At 69.4% G+C, this 19521-nt stretch carries 7 protein-coding genes; 5 read left to right on the forward strand and 2 right to left on the reverse strand.

Annotated elements, in window-relative coordinates; all coding sequences use genetic code 11:
* Nucleotides 1–238 precede the first annotated feature (238 nt).
* From AC1D2O_RS10560 to AC1D2O_RS10580, 5 genes are read left to right on the forward strand one after another with little or no spacing between them, the layout of a single operon-like run.
* The gene (locus tag AC1D2O_RS10560; RefSeq protein WP_478156919.1) at nucleotides 239–7429 is read left to right on the forward strand and encodes an amino acid adenylation domain-containing protein; all 7191 of its coding nucleotides are present in this window, start codon (nucleotides 239–241) and stop codon (nucleotides 7427–7429) included.
* Nucleotides 7426–12429 carry an amino acid adenylation domain-containing protein gene (locus tag AC1D2O_RS10565; RefSeq protein ID WP_478156921.1) on the forward strand — a complete coding sequence of 1668 codons (5004 nt, stop codon included), beginning with the start codon at nucleotides 7426–7428 and terminating at the stop codon, nucleotides 12427–12429. The genes AC1D2O_RS10560 and AC1D2O_RS10565 overlap by 4 nt, the downstream gene beginning before the upstream one ends.
* A 6-nt stretch (nucleotides 12430–12435) precedes the next feature.
* Nucleotides 12436–13158: a 4'-phosphopantetheinyl transferase family protein gene (locus AC1D2O_RS10570; protein ID WP_478089840.1), complete on the forward strand. Its 723-nt coding sequence runs from the start codon at nucleotides 12436–12438 to the stop codon at nucleotides 13156–13158.
* On the forward strand, nucleotides 13155–13961 hold the full coding sequence (locus AC1D2O_RS10575; RefSeq protein ID WP_478089841.1) for an alpha/beta fold hydrolase: 807 nt from the start codon (nucleotides 13155–13157) through the stop codon (nucleotides 13959–13961). Before AC1D2O_RS10570 ends, AC1D2O_RS10575 begins: the two co-directional genes overlap by 4 nt.
* Nucleotides 13962–13986: 25 nt before the next feature.
* Complete coding sequence (locus tag AC1D2O_RS10580; RefSeq protein WP_478089842.1) at nucleotides 13987–14934, forward strand: alpha/beta fold hydrolase; 948 nt, start codon at nucleotides 13987–13989, stop codon at nucleotides 14932–14934.
* An 18-nt stretch (nucleotides 14935–14952) separates the two neighbouring features.
* Here AC1D2O_RS10580 and AC1D2O_RS10585 read toward each other — a convergent pair whose 3' ends face one another.
* Nucleotides 14953–18099 carry an efflux RND transporter permease subunit gene (locus tag AC1D2O_RS10585; RefSeq protein WP_478156923.1) on the reverse strand — a complete coding sequence of 1049 codons (3147 nt, stop codon included), beginning with the start codon at nucleotides 18097–18099 and terminating at the stop codon, nucleotides 14953–14955.
* Nucleotides 18096–19325: an efflux RND transporter periplasmic adaptor subunit gene (locus tag AC1D2O_RS10590; RefSeq protein WP_478090122.1), complete on the reverse strand. Its 1230-nt coding sequence runs from the start codon at nucleotides 19323–19325 to the stop codon at nucleotides 18096–18098. The genes AC1D2O_RS10585 and AC1D2O_RS10590 overlap by 4 nt, the downstream gene beginning before the upstream one ends.
* Nucleotides 19326–19521 lie beyond the last annotated feature (196 nt).

Consider the following 19521-nt stretch of genomic DNA (forward strand, 5'->3'; position numbering starts at 1 on the left):
GCACGAGTGGCAACCAAATGCATCGAGTGTTGCAGGATTTCCAAACGGCATAGGCTGGTCCACATGGCTTTCGTCGGGTGGTGCGGCAAGCGTCCAGAGGGCAACATCGGCCTTGATATCAATGTGATTACTTTGTGACTACCGATTGGGTCGGATACATGTATTGCGAACTTGTGGGCGCTGACACAAAAACGAATTCTTGAAGGCATCGGATTTTTCACAGCGGAGGCACCAGTTCATGGCGCAAGGACTTCAACCCGGTTCCCAGCTCTCGGCCGAGGCGACGCTGTCGCTGGGCGACCTGTTCGTCCCTTGCCCCGGCACGCAGGGCCAGCCTGCCCAGGCGGCCAGCCTCGACATCCCCGCAGCCCTCGCCATGCGCTGGGCAGAGCAGGCCCGCACGTTCAGCTTCCTGCCGGACACGCTCTTCGCCGCATCATGGACGCTGCTTCAATCCCGCTGGCTGGGCACTTCCCTGGGCGTCGGCGACAACGTCGCCGCACGGCAATGGCTGTCCGCAGTTGACCGCGTGCGCCGCGAGGGCGTCGACGCCGGCGACGCGGCCTTGCTGCAGGTGGACTTCCAGGCCTTTGCCGACCGGCCCGGCACGCTGCGCCTGACCGGCGCCTCGTCCTTGATGGACCGCGCTTGCGAGTTGGGCCTTCTGCTGGCCATCGCCGACACCGCCACCGACCTGCTCGACCGGCCGTCGGCGAGCCTGCACGAGATCCGCACCCTGCCCGCGGTCGATCGCCAGCGCCAGCTCGACACCTGGAACTCGCCGCCATCCCCCTATGACGCCATGCTGACCGTGCATGCGATGTTCGATCGCCAGGCCGCCGCGCACGGCGACGCGGTCGCGCTCATTGGCGAGGAGGGCGCATTGCGCTACAGCGAGCTGGCGGATCGCGCCGAGCTCGTCGCCCGCCGCCTGCAGGCGCAGGGGGTCCGCGCCGGCGACACCGTCGGCGTGATGCTCGACCGGTCGMGCGCCGCGGTGATCGCGCTGCTCGGCATCCTGAAGGCCGGCGCCGCCTATGTGCCGGTGCAGCCCGACTTCCCGGCCGAGCGCATCGCGTTCATGTTCTCGCATTCCGACGTCCGCCTGGTGCTGACCCAGGCCGCCTACAAGGCGCTGGTGCCGAGCGACCGGCCGCTGCTGTGCATCGACGAGGAAATGGCCGGCGAGGCTTCGCTGCCCCCGTTCGAGAGCGTCGCGGCCGACGGCGAATCCGTGGCCTACGTGATGTACACCTCGGGCTCGACCGGCACGCCCAAGGGCATCGAGATCTGCCATCGCGCCATCCTGCGCCTGGTGGTCGATGCCCGCTACGTGGCGCTGGCGGCCGGCGAAGCGATGCTGCATGCGGCGCCGCTGGGCTTCGACGCCTCGACGCTGGAGATCTGGGGTCCGCTGCTCAACGGCGGCGTCTGCGTGGTGCACGACGAGCAGGTGCCCACCGGCGCCGGCCTCGCGTGCACGATCGCGCAGCACGCGGTGCAGACCGCCTGGCTCACGGCCGCCCTCTTCAACGCCGTGGTCGACGACGAGCCGGCGCAACTCGCCGGCCTGCGCCAGTTGCTGATCGGGGGCGAGGCGCTGTCGGTGCCGCACGTGCGGCGCGCGCTCGCTGCGATGCCTTCGCTCACGCTGATCAACGGCTACGGCCCGACCGAGTGCACGACCTTCGCGGCGACCCACCGCATCCCGCACGACCTGCCGGCCGACGCCCGATCGGTGCCCATCGGCCGCCCGATCAACGACACCGCGCTGCGCATTCTGAGCCCCTCGATGGCGATGCTGCCCGCCGGCCTGGTCGGCGAGCTGTGCATCGGCGGCCGCGGGCTGGCGCGCGGCTACCTGCAGCGCCCCGACCTGAGCGCCGAACGCTTCGTCGACGACCCCTTTGGCGCCCCCGGAGAGCGCCTCTACCGCACCGGCGACCGGGCGCGCTGGCTGGCCGACGGCAGCATCGAGTACCTCGGCCGCATCGACGGCCAGGTGAAGATCCGCGGCCACCGCATCGAGACCGGCGAGGTCGAGGCGGCGCTGCTCGCGCATCCCGGCATCAAGTCCTGCGCGGTCGTGCCGCGCGAGGACGAGGCGGGCCATCTGCGCCTGGTCGCCTACCTCGTGGCTCGCGGTCCGGAGATCGCGTGGACGGCGCTTCGCACGCACCTGGCCGAGCGCCTGCCCGAGGCCATGGTGCCGGCCGCGCAGGTCTGGCTGGCCCAACTGCCGGTGACGACCAACGGCAAGCTCGACCGCCGCGCGCTGCCGGAGCCCGCACGGCAGCGGCCCGAGCTGGCGCAGACCTTCGAGGAGCCGCGCAACGACGCGGAACACCGCGTCTGCGCAGCCTTCGCGCGCGCCCTCCATATCGACGCGGTGGGCCGCAGCGACAACTTCTTCGACCTCGGCGGCGATTCGCTGCTGGTGCTCAAGGTGCTGCGCGAGCTGCAGCAAGGCAGCGAGCGCCGCCTGTCGGCCAACCTCTTCTTCCGCCAACCGACGCCCGCGGCGCTGGCCGCCAGCCTGCAGGACGACGCGCCTGCTGCAGCGCCGCAGCGCACCGCAGCCGCCGGACCGGCGACCCATGTCGACGCCGAGCCCGTGGCGCTGGTCGCCATGGCCGGCCGCTTCCCGGGCGCCGCCGACGTCGAGCAGTTCTGGGACAACCTGATGGCCGGTCGCGAGTCGATCAGCTTCTTCGACGACGCGACGCTGGACGCCGGCGTCAGCGCCGCCTTGCGCGCCGACCCACTCTACGTGCGCGCACGCGGCGTCATCGACGACATCGACCAGTTCGATGCCGCCTTCTTCGGCATCAACCCGAAGGAAGCCGAACTGATGGACCCGCAGCAGCGCGTGTTCCTCGAGATCTGCTGGGAGTGCCTCGAGCGCGCCGGCTACGTGCCCGACCAGGCGCCCGGCCCGGTCGGCGTCTTCGGCGGCATGTACAACGCGAGCTACTTCCAGCGGCATGTCGCGACGCGGCCCGACCTGATCGAGATGGTGGGCGACTTCCAGGTGATGCTGGCCAACGAGAAGGACTACATCACGACGCGCGTGGCCAACAGGCTGAACCTGACCGGCCCCGCGGTCAGCGTGCACACCGCCTGCTCGACCTCGCTGGTGGCGATCGCCCAGGCCTTCTTCGCGCTGCGTACCGGCCAGTGCCGCATGGCACTCGCCGGCGGCGCCTCGGTCACCTGCCCGCCACGCAGCGGCTATCTCTACAACGAAGGCTCGATGCTGTCGCCCGACGGCCACACGCGCAGCTTCGACGCCGGCGCCAAGGGCACGGTCTTCAGCGACGGCGCGGCGGTCGTCCTGCTCAAGCGGCTCTCCGACGCGATCGCCGATGGCGACACGATCTATGCCGTGCTGCGCGGCGCGGCCGTCAACAACGACGGCGGCGCCAAGGCCAGCTTCACGGCGCCGAGCGTGGACGGCCAGGCCGCGGTGATCGAGGCCGCGCTGGTCTCGGCCGGCGTCGACCCGCGCAGCATCTCCTATGTCGAGACGCACGGCACGGCGACGCCGATGGGCGACCCGATCGAGGTCGAGGGACTCACGCGCGCCTATGCAGCGCACACCAGCGACACCGGCTTCTGCACCATCGGATCGGTGAAGAGCAACGTCGGCCACATGGTGACCGCCGCGGGTGCGGCGGGCATGATCAAGGCCGCGCTCGCGATGCACTTCGAAGCCATTCCAGCCAGCCTGCACTACGAGGCGCCGAACCCGGCCATCGATTTCGACGCCACGCCTTTCCGCGTCAACAGTCAATTGCGCCCGTGGCGACGTGAAGACGCGCCGCGCCGGGCCGGCGTCAGCGCCTTCGGTGTCGGCGGCACGAACGCCCACGTGGTGATCGAGGAAGCGCCGCTGCGCGCACCTTCCGATCCCGCCACCGGCGCGCAGTTGCTCACGCTGTCGGCGCGCTCGCCGGCGGCGCTCGCCGCCGCGGCCGCGCGCCTGGCCGACCACCTCGATGCGCACCGCGCGCTGTCGCTGGCCGACGTCGCCTACACGCTGCGCGTCGGACGCAAACAGTTCGCACAGCGCGCCGTCGTGGCCGCGGAATCGGTCGAGGAGGCGATCGCCGCCTTGCGCAGCGCCGACTCGCCCATGCGCGCCGCCGCATCGCTCAACGCCTGGCTGCCGCAGCCGGTCTTCATGTTCCCGGGCCAGGGCGCGCAGTACGCCGGCATGGGCCGCACGCTGCATGCCGAGGACCCGGTCTTCCGCGCCGCCTTCGACGACTGCATCCGGTGCTTCGACGGCCTGCTCGATTTCGACCTGCGCGAGCGCATGTTCACGGACGATGCCGCCGCGCTGGCCCCGACCTCCGTCACGCAGCCCGCCACTTTCGCGCTCGAATATGCGCTTGCCCGCCAGCTGATGGCGCTCGGCGTCAAGCCTGCCGCGATGATCGGGCACAGCGTCGGCGAGTTCGCTGCCGCGGTGCTGGCCGGCGTGATGCGGCTGGACGACGCGGCACGGCTGGTCGCCCGGCGCGGCGCGCTGATGCAGGCGCTGCCCGCGGGCACCATGCTCTCGGTGCGCATGGCCGCCGCCGAGCTGCTGCCGCTGCTGCCTGACAACATCTCGCTGGCGGCGGACAACGGCCCCGCCGTCTGCGTCGCAGCCGGCCCGAGCGATGCGATCGAAGCACTGCGCGCCGCGCTCGAAGCCAAGGGCATCGTCGCCAAGACGCTGCAGACCTCGCACGCCTTCCACTCCGCGATGATGGATGCGGCGGTTGCGCCCTTCGAGGCGCTGGTGCGCGAAACCCCGCTCGCCGCCCCGGGCCTGCCGATCTACTCCACGCTCACCGGCCGCCTGCTGAGTGCCGAGGAAGCCACCGACCCACGCTACTGGGCACGCCACCTGCGCGAGACAGTTCGCTTCTCGCCCGCCGTGCGCGAAGCGCAGGCACAACTCGCGCACCCGCTGTTCATCGAGATCGGCCCGCGCAACACGCTCGCGACGCTGGTGCGCCAGCATGCGACCAAGGTGCAGCCCGCTGCAGCCGCCGCGCTGCTGGCCGACCAGCCGGCCGGCGAAAGCGCCGCCTGGCGCCTCGGCGCCGGACGGCTCTGGACGCAAGGCGTCGAGATCGACCTCGGCGCCCTCGACACACGCGGCCGCAGGCAGCGCGTGCGCCTGCCCACCTATCCCTTCGAGCGCAAGCGCTTCTGGGTCGACATTGCCGCCGCGCCCACGGCACCGGCGCTCGTGTCGCTTGCTTCCCCTTCCGTGCCACCGCCCCCCTCGATTCCGGAGTTGACCATGACAGCCGCCGCCACTTCCGCACCTCCCGCACGCCGCGCTGCGCTCGTCATGCAACTGCGCGACCTTTTCGAGAACCTCTCGGGCATCGAGATGGCGGATGTCGAGGGCGCCGCGCCCTTCGTCGAGATCGGCCTGGATTCGCTCACGCTCACGCAGGCGGCGATGCAGGTCAAGAAGACCTTCAAGGTCAACCTGAGCTTCCGGCAGCTGATGGAGAGCTATCGCAGCTTCGACGCGCTGGCCGAATTCCTCGATGCCACGCTGCCGCCCGACCCGGTCGCAGCGCCCGTGATCACCGCGGCGCCGGTCGCAGCCATGCAGCCCGCACTGGCGCAGCAACAGCCAGCGGTTGCCGCCATGGCATTGCCGGCGATGCAGCCCGCGGCGGGTGGCAGCCTCGTGCAGCAGGTGATCGCGCAGCAGATGCAATTGATGCAACAGCAACTCGCATTGCTGTCGGCGGCGCCAATGGTTCCGGTCAGCCCCGTGCTGCCGGTGCCGGCGGTGGAGCAACCCACGCCCATGGCCACCGCCGCGGCCACGGCGTCCAATCCCGAGCCCGAGGAGGCCGTCGTCACGCCCAAGTACGACGTCAAGAAGGCCTTCGGCGCGATCGCGCGCATCCACACGCAGAGCAAGGAACCGACCGAGCGCCAGAAGGCGCGTCTGGCCGCCTTCATGCGCCGCTACGTGGAACGCACCCGCAAGAGCAAGGCCTTCACCGAGCAGAACCGGCCCCACATGGCCGACCCGCGGGTGGTCAACGGCTTCCGTCCGGCGACGAAGGAGATCACCTACCAGATCGTGATCGAGCGCTCCAAGGGCTCGCGCATGTGGGACATCGACGGCAACGAGTACGTCGATACCCTCAACGGCTTCGGCATGAACCTCTTCGGCTGGACGCCGGACTTCATCAACGACGCGGTGAAGAGGCAGCTCGACCTGGGCTACGAGATCGGCCCGCAGCATCCGCTGGCCGCCGACGTCACCCGGCTGCTGTGCGAGCTCACCGGCTTCGACCGCGCCGCCCTCTGCAACACCGGCTCGGAAGCGGTGATGGCGGCCATCCGCATCGCCCGCACCGTCACCGGCCGAAGCACCGTGGTGGTGTTCTCGGGCTCCTACCACGGCACCTTCGACGAGGTGCTGGTGCGCGCCGGCCGCAACCACAAGGGCATGTCGGCGGCACCGGGCGTGCTGCAGGGCATGTTCGGCGACATCCGGGTGCTCGACTACGGCACGCCCGAGGCGCTGGAGTTCATCCGCGCCAACGCCGACGACCTGGCCGCCGTGCTGGCCGAGCCGGTGCAGAGCCGCCGGCCCGACTTCCAGCCGCGCGAATTCCTGCGCGAGGTGCGCGCCATCACCGAGAAGTCCGAGACCTGCCTGATCTTCGACGAGGTCATCACCGGCTTCCGCTCGCACCTGGGCGGCGCCCAGGCGGTGTTCGGCATCCGCGCCGACCTGGCCACTTACGGCAAGGTGCTCGGCGGCGGCTTTCCGGTCGGCGTGATTGCCGGCAAGCGCGCCTACATGGACGCGCTCGACGGCGGCGCCTGGCAGTACGGCGACGACTCCGTGCCGACGGTGGGCGTCACCTACTTCGCCGGCACCTTCGTGCGGCATCCGCTCGCGCTGGCTGCGGCCAAGGCGGCGCTCGAACACCTGAAGCAGGACAACAACAAGCTGCAGACCCAGCTCAACCTGCACACGGCGGCCATGGCCGACGAGCTCAGCTCCTTCTGCCGCGAGGTGGGCGCACCGATCGAGATCCGCTACTTCTCGTCGCTGTGGCGCGTGAGCTGGCAGGAGGACCATCCGCTGCAGGATCTGCTGTTTGCCATGATGCGCAGCCGCGGCGTCCACATCCTGGACAACTTCCCCTGCTTCATGACCACCGCGCACACGCAGCAGGACATCGCGACCATCAAGTCCGCCTTCAAGGAATCGGTGGCCGAAATGCAGGAAGCCGAACTGCTGCCGCGGCGCGCCGTGGCCAAGCCGGACTTCGACCCGTCACAGCCGCCCGTACCGAACGCCCGGCTGGGCCGCGACCGGGACGGACAACCCGCCTGGTTCGTGCCGGACCCGGCCGCCCAAGGCAAATACACCAGGTTCCAAGCATGAGCGAAGCCGTCCTTTCCCCCTCCGCCGCCGGTGCGGATGCCGCCGACGAGTTCGATCCGTTCGCGGCGGGCCTGATCGAGCAGGTCATCCCGACCACGGAGGCCCAGCGCGAAGTCTGGCTCGGCGACCAGTTGAGCCCGCAAGCATCGCTGGCCTACAACGAGTCGCTGCGGCTTCAGCTCAAGGGGCCGCTCGACACGCGCGCGTTGGTCGAGGCGCTCGACCGCCTGGTCGCGCGGCACGAATCCTTGCGCTCCACCATTTCGCCCGACGGCACGCAGCTGCTGATCGGCGAGGCCATGCCGCTCCAGCTCGCCGAGCACGACCTGAGCGCGCTGGACCCGGCGGCCCGGCACCTCAGCCTCGACGATGGCGCCCTGGCCGCGGTGCTCGAACCGTTCCAGCTCGAGACGGGCCCGCTGTTCAGGGCCGCGCTCTACCGGTTGTCGGCCAGCGACCACGTATTGCTGATGACCGCGCACCACGCGATCTGCGACGGCTGGTCCTGGGGCGTCATCAGCCAGGATCTGGGACGTCTGTACGCCGAGCAGATCGGCGCCGGCCCGGGACTCGAGCCGCCCGCCCGGTACTCCGACTACGCGGCCTGGGAAGCCGCGGAGTCGGCCGGCCCCGACATGCAGGGCCACATCGACTACTGGCTGTCGCGATTCACGGGCAGCAGCCTGCCGGCGCTGGAACTCCCGCTCGATCACCCACGGCCGGCCGTGCGCACCTTCAATGCGCGGCGCATCGACCGCGTGCTGGGCCAGGACCTGATCGACGCCCTGCGCAAGACCGGCGCCGCCGCGGGGATCAGCCTGTTCGCCACGATGTTCAGCGCCTTCGCCGCGACCCTGCACCGCCTGACCGCGCAGGACGACCTGGTGGTCGGCATCGCGGCGGCGGGCCAGATGCCGAGCGAGATGCCCTCGCTGGTCGGGCATTGCGTGAACCTGCTGCCCATCCGCGTGGCCGTCGACGGCCAAACGCCCTTCGTGACCCTGGCACGCCAGTCGGCCAGCGCCCTGCTCGACGCCTTCGAGCACCAGACCCTGACCTACGGCTCGCTGCTCAAGAAGCTGCCGGTGCCGCGCGACCCCAGCCGGCTGCCGCTGGTGAACGTGCTGTTCAACGTCGATCGCGACGCCACGCCCGACGACGGCAACTTCCCCGATCTGCGGCTCGCCCAGAGCACCATCGGACGTCGCTACGAGAACTTCGAGCTGTTCCTCAACGTGACGCCGGTGGCCGGCGGCATGCAGATGGAGGCCCAGTACAACACCGACCTGTACGACGATGCCACCGTGCGCCGCTGGCTGGACATGTACGAATGCCTGCTGCGCGCCGTGGTGCGTGATCCGAGACAACCGGTCGGCCGGCTCGAGCTGCTGTCGGCCGACGAGGCGCGTGCGGTGCTGGCCCTGCAGCCGATCCCGACGCCTCTGGAAGGCGCCCCGCTGATGCATGCGGGCTTCGCGGCGCATGCCGCCCTGCAGCCCGACCGGCCGGCGCTGCGCGACGGCACGCTGCGCATGAACTACGGCGAACTTGACCAACGCTCGAATCGCCTGGCGCACGCGCTGCGTGCCCGCGGCATCGGTCGCGGCCAGCGCGTGGGACTGTGTCTGGAGCGCGGCACGGACATGTTCGTGGCCCTGCTCGCCATTCTGAAAAGCGGCGCCGCCTATGTGCCGCTGGACCCCGCGTTTCCCCCCTCCCGCCTCGACTACTACGCCGAGGATGCGCGGCTGGGCCTGCTGCTGACGGGTTCATCGATCGCCGTCGCGCCCCGAAGCTGGTGCGCCGACGCGGAACAGCGGGTGCTTCTGCTCGACCGCGAGAGCGGCTGGCTCGACCAGCCGGCGACGCCGCTCGAGGCCGGCCCGCAGGATCCCCAGGCCGAAGACACGGCCTATGTGATCTACACCTCCGGCTCCACCGGCCAGCCCAAGGGCGTGTGCGTGCCGCACCGCGCGGTCGCCAACCTGATGCAGACCATGCAGCGCGAGCCCGGCATCACGGCCGGCGATCGCCTGGCCGCCGTCACCACCCTGTCTTTCGACATGGCGATCCCCGAGGTCATGCTGCCGCTCGCGGCGGGCGCCGAGATCGTGATCGTGCAGCGAGACGCCGCGATGGACGGCTTCCGGCTGTCCGAGCTGCTGGCGTCGGAATCCATCACCATCCTGCAGGCGACGCCCGGTATGTGGCGGTTGCTGCTCGATGCGAAGTGGTCGGGGCCGCCCGGTTTCCGCGCCTGGATCGGCGCCGAGCCGGTGCCTGCAGACCTGTCGCTCGACCTGCTCGGGCGCTGCGACGAACTCTGGAACCTCTATGGCCCGACCGAGACCACGGTGTGGTCGACCGTCTGGCGCATGGACCGGGCGCGCATCGCGGCGAACGGCGTCTCGATCGGCCGCCCGATGGCCAACACCGGCGTCTGGATCCTGGACAACAACCTGCAGCCCTGCCCCGTCGGCGTGCCGGGCGAGATCTGCATCAGCGGAATGGGCGTGACCTCGGGCTACCTCGACCGGCCCGAACTGACGTCTGAGCGCTTCGTCACCACGCCTATCGACGGTGTCGACACGCTGATCTACCGCAGCGGCGACCGTGGCCGCTGGCGCAACGACGGCCTGCTGGAACACATGGGCCGCTTCGACTTCCAGGTCAAGGTGCGCGGCTACCGGATCGAACTCGGCGAGATCGAGGCGCGCTGCGAGGAGGCGCCCGGCGTATCGCGCAGCGTGGTGCTGGCGCGCGAGGACACCCCCGGCGATGTCCGGCTGGTCGCCTATCTCGCGATGGAGTCCGGGGCGGTTTGCGATCAGGACGCGCTGCGCGAGAGGCTGCGCTCGCGGCTGCCGCAGTACATGCTGCCGCAGCACATCGTGGCGCTGCCCGCGCTGCCGCTGCTGCCCAACGGCAAGGTGGATCGCAAGGCGCTGCCCCGACCGGTCGAGACACGCACGGGATCCGGCGAACGGCTGGCACCGCGCAACGAGCGCGAGCAGGTGGTGCTGGCGACGATGGAGCGCGTGCTCAACCTGCCCGGCCTCGGCATCCGCGACGACTTTTTTGCGCTCGGCGGTCATTCGCTGTTGGCCGCGCGCCTGGCGACGCTGCTCAGCGGCGAGTTCGACATCAAGGTGCCGATGCGCGCGCTGTTCGAGGCACCCACCGCCGAACAACTGGCAGCGTTCATCGAGGCACTGCGCATCGACGGTGCACCGCGCGCCGAACCGATCCCGCACAACGCGCAACGGCGCAGCGCGCCCTTGATCCCGATGCAGGATCGCGTCCGCTTCCTCGAGGAGCTGCATCCGGGCCGCTCGACCTACAACGCGCCTTCGGCGCACCGCTTCGGCGGCCCGCTGGACGTCGCGAAGTTCCAGGCCACCCTGCGCGCCATCATCGCGCGACAACCGTCGCTGCGCACCTCGATCGGCCAGGATCCCGCCACCGGCGTGCCGGCTGCGCTGATCGCGCCGAGCATCGACTACGAGCTGCCCGTCGTCGATCTGGGCCGTCTCGCCGCCGACGACCGCGAGGCGGCGCTGTCGGCGCAGATGCGCGAGCTGGCCGATCGCCCCATCGACATCCATCGCGCGCCGATGTTCCACGCGGCGCTCTTCCGGATGGCGGACGACGACCATGTCTTCGTGTTCGTGCCCCACCACCTGGTCTGGGACGGCTGGTCCTTCGACATCCTGCAAAGCGAGCTGTCGACGATCTACGGCGCACTGGTCCGGGGCCAGCCCGACGGACTGCCGGCGCTCGAAGTGACCCATGGCGACTATGCCGAGTGGTTTTCGGGATGGCTGGAAACACCCGAGTCCGAGGCGCAGCTGCAGTTCTGGAAGGACCGCTTCGCGCGCGCCCCGATGCCGAAGGCCGCGCGCACCGACATGCCGCGCCGCGCGGGCATGAGCGGCCAGGGCAGCTCGCACGGGATCCGTCTCGACCGGGACCTGACCGAGCGGCTGCGCGAACTGGGCCGCCGCCACGACGTGACGCTCAGCATGCTCACGCTCGGCGTGTTCGCCCTCATGATGAGCAGCATCGTCCAGAGCCGGTCGATCGTGATCGCGACGCCTGTGCGCGGGCGCGAAGCACCGGAGCTGCAGTCGGTGATGGGCTACTTCAACAACTTGCTGCCGCTGTCTTTCCAGATCGACAAGTCGCTGTCCGTCGGCGCGTTCATGGGCTACGTGAAGGCCGAACTCGTCGCGGTGATGGGCTATCAGCAGATCCCCTTCGAGCGACTGGCCAGCGAACCCGAATTCGCCGAGCGGAATCAGGGCGCCGGGCTGTACCAGGCGCTGTTCTCCTTCCAGGATGCACGTGAGCGGCCGCTCACGATGGGCGGTCTTGCCGACCGCCAGTTGTACCTGACGCAGAACGGTGCCACCGACGACCTCGGCATCTGGTTGATGGACAAGCCCGACGGCCTCGAAGGCGCCGTGGTCTACAACGCCGACATCTACCTGAGCGAAACCGGTGCCGCCTTCAAGGAACGCTACGTCGAACTGCTGCGGCGCCTGGCCGATGAGCCGGAGCAGACGCTGGAGGCGATCTCCACCCTCGCCGGCTCGCCCAGCGCGCAGTACCTGCAGCGCCTGGCCGCCAGCGACGCGCCGGCCGCGGCGCCCCAGCCCGTGCGCGCCGCGCACGATCAGGAGCTCCTGCTGCCCGAGCAGGCACGTCTCGCCCAGATCTGGGGCAGCGCGCTCAACATCGACGTCAACGAGATCAGGGCGAACGACAGCTTCTTCGACCTGGGCGGCGATTCGCTGCTCGCGATGCGCGTGATCCAGCAGGCCGAGCCGGTGATGGGCTTCCGCGTCGAGCCGCGCCGCTACGTCTTCGAGACGCTCGGGCAACTGGCCGCCGCCGCCGCGGGCACCGCCATCGACATGGCCGCCGCGGCGCCGGCGGCGAGCGAATCGCGCCCTGGCTTTCTGGGGCGCGTGTTCTCGGGCTGGGGCCGCAAAGGCTGAAGCGCCATGTCCCTCGTGCAGCTTCCCTCGATATCGCACTGCCAGTTGTGGTGCGCCGATCTCGACAGTGCCCCGATGCCGCAGGCCGTTGCCTGCCTGTCGGACGACGAATGGGCGCGCGCGCGCCGCTTCGTCTTCGCACGCGACAGGCATCGCTTCGTCGCCGCGCATGCCGCGCTGCGCAGCACGCTGTCCCAGCAGACCGGCATCCCGGGCGCCTTGCTGGAATTCACGCTCGGCGCCTTCGGCAAGCCCGCGCTGACCGAGCCGGCCAATGTTCATTTCAACCTCAGTCACAGTCAATCGGTGGCGTTGATCGCGACCAGCGAGAGTGCCGAGATCGGCGTCGACGTCGAGTTGCTGCGGCCCATGCCGGATGCGGATGCGCTGGCCGCCAACTACTTCACGGCAGCGGAACAGCGTGCGCTGGCGGCCGTCCCGCCGGAGCGGCGCGAACGAGCCTTCCTGGTGTGCTGGACGCGCAAGGAGGCCTGCCTCAAGGCCACCGGCATAGGGCTCGGCGTCGACACGCGCAGCTTCGAAGCAGGTCTGGACGAGGATGCGCGCGAAGTCCGAATCCACCTCGACGGGACGGTGACGCGGCTCGCGCTGCACTCATTCGACGGCGCCGAGGGCGTGGTGTGCGCGATCGCCCGGATACTCGAGCCCGAGGTCGTCGAGGTCGACGCACCACGCCTCACCTGCCAAGACAACGAGTTTTACGCATGACCCCGATGCTTTTCGGACCGCCCTCGCGCCGCCTGTTCGGTCTCTTTCATCCGCCTGAACGCGAGAGCGACATCGCGGTCCTGATCTGCGCGCCGTTCGGGCAGGAAATGATCCGCACCCACCGCTTGTTCCGGGTCCTCTCCGACCGGCTCGCGCGACTTGGCGTCGCGGTGCTGCGCTTCGATTGCCACGGCACCGGCGATTCATCCGGCAACGACACCGATGGTGACCTCGAGGGTTGGCGGCGCGATGTCTGTACCGCGCACGAGGAACTGCATCGGCTGACCGCCCCGCGGCGCATCGTGTGGCTCGGATCGCGCCTGGGCGCCACCCTGGCCGTGCTGGCGGCACGCAGCGGCCGCAGCGATCCGTCGCGGCTCCTCCTGTGGGACCCGGTCGTGGACGGCACGCGCTACCTCGATGCACTGAGGGAAAGGCACGTCTCGGCACTCGAGGCCTCCTACTGGATTCCCGATCGTGCGTGGCGTCGTCGCCTGACGACGGACAACGACGCCTTCACCGACGAGTTGCTCGGCTTCGGTGTCTCGACCGCACTCCGGGGCCAGCTGCGCGCGCTCACCCCACAGACTCTCCAATTGACGGCGTCGCACGAGACCGTGGTGCTGGCCAGCGCCCAGGACGATCTCGCCAACCGGTGGGCGCGCGCGGAAGCCGAGCGCCAGATTCCGGTCAGGCTGTCGCCGTTCCAGCATTCGCTGGTCTGGACGTCCGACCCTTTCAGCGACAGCGCCATGGTTCCGACCGAGGCGCTGCAACGCCTGCTGGCAGAAATCAATGAGTGATTACACAGAATACAAAGAAACCCCCGTGCAGTTCGGGCCGGACGGCTCGCTGATCGGCATCATCACGACGCCCGGCGATGGCCGGAAGGCCCCCGTCGCCTGCCTGATGCTCAACATGGGAGCGATCCACCGCATCGGCCCGCGGCGCTGCAACGTGAAGCTGGCACGGCAGATGGCGGCGCGCGGCGTCAGCAGCATTCGCATCGATCTCGCCGGACTCGGCGACAGCCGCCCAGCCAGCACTACGGCGCACTTTCGAACGCAGGCGATGCTTGACCTTCAGGCGGCGATGGACCTGATCGGCACCACGCTCGGCATCCACCGCTTCGTTGTGATCGGCCTGTGCTCCGGCGCCCACAACGGCCTGTGCCTCGGGGTCGCGGACCCCCGCGTGGTCGGGCTCCTGATGTTCGACGGCGCCGGCTTCCCTGGACGCCGGGCGCGCCTGGAACGCAGCGCGCGCCGAGCGCTCGCCGATCCCAGTCTCGGAGCTTTCCTCGGTCGCGTGTCGCACTGGTTCCAGCGCAAGCTGTTGTCGAAGCCGCAGGTCGCAAGCGCTCAGGACATTTTCGAACCTACCGCGCCGGACCAAACGCCCGAGTTCTTCTGCCGCGCAATGAACCAGCTGGCCGACCGCAACGTGGCCATGATGCTTCTCTATACCGGCTCCGTCCACGTGAAGGATCGGAACCTCGACCAGCTCGGGCCTTTCGTCAATGAACCGTTCGCCCACAAGGTGGAATACCGGTTCATTCGCGAAATCGACCACAGCCTGACCTCGCAGGCGTCCCAACAGATCTTCATGGCATTGGCGTGCGACTGGGTCGAGCGAGTGATCGACGGGGACAGCCGCCCGGCAGCACCGGCACGGCCCCTCGCAGACAGCGACCCGTTCGGCCGCAAAGAGCCGTTCAGCCGCAGCACGCCGCCCTCCGCCATCACCGCAAGGCTGGAACGCACGACTCCGCCCTGACCCGGGGGCAGGGGTGGCTCAAGTCGACGCGCCCCCCGCGTGCGCGATCTGCTCGCTCGGCAGTTCCTGCAGCGGTCCGCTGCCGCTGTAGCGATCGAGCGCGAGATAGATCGCCGGCGTGATGTAGAGCGTGATCACCTGCGAGAAGATCAGGCCGCCGACCACTGCCACGCCGAGCGGCTGGCGCAGCTCGGCACCGGCACCGAGGCCCAGTGCGAGCGGCAGCGCGCCCATCATGGCGGCCAGCGTGGTCATCAGGATCGGCCGGAAGCGCAGCCGGCAGGCCTCGCGGATGGCGTCCTCGGGCTTCATGCCCTCGCTGCGCTGGGCGGCGAGCGCGAAGTCGATCATCATGATGGCGTTCTTCTTCACGATGCCGATCAAGAGCAGGATGCCGATCGTCGCGATCAAGGTCAGGTCGAAGCCGAACAGTTTGAGCGAAAGCAGCGCGCCCACCGCCGCCGAGGGCAATCCGGCCAGGATGGTCAGCGGATGGATGTAGCTCTCGTAGAGCACCCCGAGCAGCACGTAGATCACCAGGATCGCCAGCACCAGCAGCACCGCCTGGCTCGACTGCGAGCTCTGGAACACGGCCGCGTCGCCACCGTAGCTGGTGATGATCGATTCGGGCATCTTCAGCTCGGCCTTGAACTGATCGATCTTCGCGGTGGCATTGCCCAGCGGCACGTCGGGCGCCAGGTTGAACGACACCGTGACCGCCTGCAGCTGGCCCTGGTGGTTGACTGCGGTCGGTCCCACGGTGCGCTTGACGGTCGAGAACGCCGACAGCGGCACCAGCTGGCCGGCCTTGTTGCGCACCGACAGCCGCGACATGTCCTCCTCGAACCGGCGGTCGTCGTCGGCCGCCGACAGGATCACCTGGTAGGTGTTGCTGTCGCCGTAGATGCTGCCGATCTGGCGGTCGCCATAGGCGTTGTAGAGCGCGGTGCGCAGGTCGCCGACCGCGACGCCGAGCACCCCGGCCTTGTCGCGGTCGATGTCGAGCGTGGCCTGCAGGCCGCGGTTCTGCGAGTCGCTCGTGACGTCGCGGAACACCGGGTCGGCGCGCATCTTCTCCATCAGCCGGTCGGCCCAGACCCCCATCGTGCCGGCGTTGACGCTCTGCAGCGTGTACTGGAAACGCGCCTTGCTCTGGCGGCCGCCCAGGCGCAGGTTCTGCACCGGCTGCATGTAGACCGCGATGCCCGGGATCTCGCGGAAGCGCTTGCGCAGCGACTCCAGCACCTGCGGCATCGGCGGGCGCTCGCTGCGCGCTTTCAGCACCGCGAACAGGCGGCCCGAGTTCTGGGTCGCGGTCGGCCCGCCGACGCCGATGAAGGAGTTGATATAGGCCACGCTCGGATCCTCCTGCAGCGCCACGGCCACGCGGTCCTGCAGCGCCTTCATGGCCGGGAAGGAGATGTCCTCGGCGGCCTCGGTCGTGATCTGGATCTGGCCGATGTCCTCCTCGGGGAAGAAGCCCTTCGGAATGGTGATGAACATCCAGGCCGTGAGCGCGAAGGTCGAGGCCGCGACGATCAGCATCAGCGGACGATGGGCGAGCGTCCAGTCGAGCGAGCGCATGTAGCCACCATGCACCCGGCGATAGCCGCGCTCGAAGGCCCGCCCGATCGCCGTGCCCGGCTCGGGATGCGCTTCTTCGTGATCGGGCGTGCCGCCGTGCGGCGTGTGCTTGAGAAGGCGGCTCGCGAGCATCGGCACCAGCGTCAGCGAGACCACCGCCGAGACCATCACCGCGAGCCCCACCACCACCGCGAATTCGTGGAACAGCAGCCCGATCACGCCCGGCATGAAGAAGATCGGGATGAACACCGCCACCAGCGAGATCGAGATCGAGATGATCGTGAAGCCGACCTCGCGGGCGCCTCGCAGCGCGGCGGCGAAAGGCTCCATGCCCTTCTCGACGTAGCGCATGATGTTCTCGAGCACCACGATGGCGTCGTCCACCACCAGCCCCACGGCCAGCGTGATGCCCAGCAGCGAGACGTTGTCCAGGCTGTAGCCGAAGGCATAGAGCAGCGCCACCGCGCCGACCAGCGAGATCGGGATCGTCAGCGCCGGGATCAGCGTCGCCACCAGGCGGTGCAGGAACAGGAAGATCACCAGCACCACCAGCAAGATGGTGCCCAGCAGCGTCAGCTGGACGTCGTGCACGGCTTCGCGGATCGACAGCGAACGATCGTTGACCATGTTGATCTCGACCGATTGCGGCAGCTCCTCCTTGAAGCGCGGCATCAGCGCGCGCACCGCATCGACCACCTGCACCGTGTTGGCGTTCGGCTGGCGCTGCACCGCCAGCGAGATCGAACTCTGGCCGTTGAAGCTGCTCGCGGTCTTGACCGACTCGAAGCTGTCCTCGATGGTCGCCACCTCGTCGAGGCGCACCGGCGCGCCGTTGCGCTGGCCGACGATCAGCTTGGCGAAGTCGGCGGCCTTGAGCATCTGCGCGTTGGCCTGGATCGTGAGCGTCTGGCGCGGGCCGTCGAGCACGCCGACCGGCGTGTTGGCGTTGGCCAGGCGCACCGCATTGGCAAGTTCGTCGAGCGTGATGTTGCGCGCGTTGAGCAGGTCGGCGTCGGCCTTGATGCGGACCGCGAAGCGCTTCTGTCCGTAGACCGCCACCTGCGCCACGCCGTCGATGGTCGACAGCGTCGGCGAGATCAGGTTCTCGGCATAGTCGTTGAGCTCGGCCGGCGTCATCGAGTTCGACACCATCGCGATGAACAGCACCGGCGCATCGGCCGGGTTGACCTTGCGATAGGAAGGCAGCTGGGTCAGTTCGGCCGGCAGTTGCCGCTGGGCTCGCAGCAAGGCGGCCTGGACGTCGACCGCGGCGGCGTCGATGTCGCGCGTGCTGACGAACTCGAGCGTGACCGAGGTCACGCCCTGGGTGTTGACCGAGCTGATGGTCTGCAGGCCCGGGATGGTGGAGAACTGCTTCTCGAGCGGCAGCGCGACCGACGAGGCCATGGTCTCGGGGCTGGCGCCCGGCAGCTGCGCCGAGACGTTGATGATCGGCGTGTTGTAGCTCGGCAGCGCCGCGACCGGGATCTGGAAATAGGCAAAGATGCCGACCACCACCACCGCGGCGGAGAGCAGCACCGTCATCGCAGGACGACGGATGCACAGCTCGGAGATGTTCATGTGCGCTCCCGGTCCGCGACGACGCTGGCGCTGGACGGCGCGACCGAGGCCGCACTGCCCGGCGAGGGCCCGGGCGCCGCGTTGCCGGGCTGCTGTTTCTGCTGCGGGGCCGGCGGCGCGTCGACCCGCACCTTGCCGCCGGGCCGCACGTTCTGCTTGCCCTCGATCACCACCTGCTCGCCCGGCTCGACGCCGCGGACCACGACCTGGGTGCCGAAGTTGTAGACGGCCTCGACCTTGCGCCGCGCGGCCTTGCGCTCGGCATCGACGACATAGACCGAGCTGCCGTCGGCCAGCATCATGAGCGCCGAGGCCGGCAGCACGGTCGCATTCTCGATCGTGCGCACCGTCACCCGGGTCTCGACGAACTGGCCGGGCCAGAGCGCCTGGTCGGCGTTGTCGAACACCGCCTTGGCACGCACCGTGCCGATCAATGGGTCGACCGTGTTGTCGACGAAGCTGAGCGTGCCCGACAGCGGTGCCTTGCGCCCGGCCACCAGCGCCTCGACCGGCGTGTGCTCGCGCGCCGCCGTCAGCAGATCCTGCAGCTTGCCTTCAGGCACCGGGAAGCTCACCGCGATCGGGTCGAGCTGGGTGATCGTGACCAGCGACAGGCTGGGCTGCACCAGCGTACCCGGATAGATGTTGACCGCGCCGATGCGCCCGGCGATCGGCGCGCGCAGCGTCGCGTAGCCAAGCGCCACCTGGGCCGACTGCACCGCCGCCCGGTCGGCCGCCACGGCGGCGCGTTGCGCCTCCAGCTGCGACAGCGTCGCATCGGCGGCGCTCTTGGCGATGAAGGCCTGCGCCACCAGGTCCTGGCTGCGCTTGTACTGGCGTTCCAGGTCGGCCAGCATGGCCTCGTCGCGCTGCTGCTGGGCGCGCGCCTTGGCGAGGTTGGCCTGGTCGGGGCGGTCGTCGAGCGTGAACAGCAGCTGGCCGGCCTTGACGAACTGGCCTTCCTTCACGTGCACCTCGCGCACCGTGTTCGTCACTTGCGGCCGCAGGTCCACGCTGTTGAGGGACACCACGCTGCCGTTGACCTGCACCGTGACCGGGACGTTCTGCCGCTGCGCGGCCGCCAGGGTGACCAGGGCCGGGGCGCCGGGGGCGGCGGCCTGGGTGGCCGCGGCGCTGCGCGTCTTGGCGCCCGACCACCACCAGGTGCCCGCCGCGGCGGCGACGACCAGCACACCCGACAGGGCGAGAACGAGATTCTTCTTCATGGGGTTCCAGGTGGCATCTGATGGATCGTGGGGCCGGCGGCTCGCACTTTTCTGGCGGCGGCAACTATTGGAGCAGCGGCGCGCAGAAAGAGCCCACATCTGCCGTAAAGAAATGTAAAGCGGCCAGGCAGAATGGCACGGTCGGTGGCTTCCGGTGGCTGCTCTTGGCGCCCGTGGCCGCTAGAATTCGCGCTCC

This window comes from Variovorax sp. P1_G12, from assembly GCF_056405555.1.